The organism is Priestia sp. P5_B4, assembly GCF_056400385.1.
This window is the reverse complement of the sequence record NZ_JBFULJ010000807.1, coordinates 1-1,751: the sequence shown is the minus strand read 5'-3', so window position 1 is coordinate 1,751 and position 1,751 is coordinate 1. Positions and strand designations below refer to the sequence as shown.

At 35.9% G+C, this 1,751-nt stretch carries 2 protein-coding genes; one reads left to right on the top strand and one right to left on the bottom strand.

Features of this window, described 5'->3' with window-relative positions:
* Window positions 1–146: 146 nt before the first annotated feature.
* The gene (locus tag AC1DRF_RS26180) at window positions 147–752 is read right to left on the bottom strand and encodes an RraA family protein (protein ID WP_208756487.1); all 606 of its coding nucleotides are present in this window, start codon (window positions 750–752) and stop codon (window positions 147–149) included.
* A gap of 442 nt (window positions 753–1,194) precedes the next feature.
* Between AC1DRF_RS26180 and AC1DRF_RS26175 the strand changes: the two genes are divergently transcribed.
* Window positions 1,195–1,704 carry a DUF3189 family protein gene (locus AC1DRF_RS26175; protein ID WP_043982658.1) on the top strand — a complete coding sequence of 170 codons (510 nt, stop codon included), beginning with the start codon at window positions 1,195–1,197 and terminating at the stop codon, window positions 1,702–1,704.
* Window positions 1,705–1,751 lie beyond the last annotated feature (47 nt).

Here is a 1,751-nt window from a genome sequence, read left to right as displayed (position 1 = left end):
CCGACGTAAGTTGGTACGCGGGGGCTGCGTTCTTTCTGAAGAAGAGCCTATTGCAGGGAGAGAGCGTTTTTTTGTTCACGACCCGTTCGGAAATCGATTAGAATTTTTACAATATGACAAATAAAAGACCTCCAAGCGGAGGTCTTTTATTTTAGGGCGTTATCTAAATACGTATATACCGTTTCTTTGCTAACTAATACTTCATTTTCTCTATCTTTATCTTTTTGCCACTTTTCCCGCGCTTTTGCTAATACTTCTTCGGCTTCCTCTTTGGGAATGACAATGACTCCACCATCGTCACCTGCAATAAAATCGCCAGGATGAATTTTTACGCCCCCGCAGGAAATGGTTTCATTTACTATTCCTTTATCTTTTTTGCTGCTTGCTGCGATCGTAGAGCCCTTACAAAATACGGGGAAATTGAGTTTTTCAATGTCTTCCTGATCTCGTATAACACCATCTAGTACAATACCGCTTATTCCAACAAGCTTCGCCATGGCTACTACGAAATCTCCTGCTAAGGCACGGTTACAGTAGCTTTTTCCATCAATGACGAGCACGCTTCCGGGCTCCGCTAGTCGAATCGCTTCAAGCACTGAGTAATTATTGCCAGCAGGAGTATCTACAGTAAGAGCCGGTCCAAATAGTTTGTAATGACGCTGCAATGGCTTAATAGAAAAGTCTAAGTGGTTTGTACCTTCCATTGCATCTGATAAATTTGCTGTTGATAATGGGAACTGTTCATTCAACATCGTATCTCTCCTTTTTAACTTTAGTCTATCTATACATATTCATATAAGAGAAAGCTCTTATTTATGAAAGGGCAAGTATATAATATGAAGTATTGAAGACGAATTAACTACAAATGTGCAATGTTAGAAGCTTTCAGAGACAAATTTCATCCATTCACTAAATCTTTTTCCTGTATGTTATTCGTCATATAAGTATATAGATCCTTTATTGTTACTGTTTGAATGTCTCTATTACCAAGAATTTCTTGAATCTTTTTAAACTTCAATCAAGAGGGAAGTAGTTGTGGGACGTAAAGAATGGAGTGTAACAATTGTATTCCAGGATGTTTTTTGTACGGGTTTTAATAGGGAAAGAACAGAATTTCTTCTGGGAAATCTAAGAATGGAGCAGAGAAATTTTGATCATAATGAAAGGAGAGTTAGTTATTTAGGAGATGACAAGATGATTTATATTTATAACTGCTACGGAGGCACACATTCATCAGCATTGGCAGCTGCTTACCATCTGAAAAAGCTCCCTGCTAATAGAGAACCAACTGATAAAGAAATATTAAATATTGATGTTTTTAATAAATTGACTTCTAAGGATATGGGGAAGTTAATTTTTCATGGATATGATGAAGAAAAAAATGAAGTATATACATTAGGGAGAGGGTCTTCAAAAGTAGTAGTTCCTGCTATGTATGAGTTAGCCAATTTGCTAAATAAAAAAGGAGAATTACAAACGAAAATACTTTTTTCCAATACATCTCCCACCGTACCCTTATCTATGACACTAGGAGGTTTGTTTTCAAGAAGGTTAAAGATTAATGTAATAGGTGTTCCTTTATTAATAATAGGTGCTAAGCAGGCCCATAAAGACATTATTAAATTAGTGGAGCAAACAAAGAATTCTGCAAAAGTCACTACCTCAAAAATAGAAATTTTAGATAATGTTTTCGGCGAAGTGTAAAATAAGCTATATATAATAAAGATGAAGGACCTTTGTTAGTTTTATGA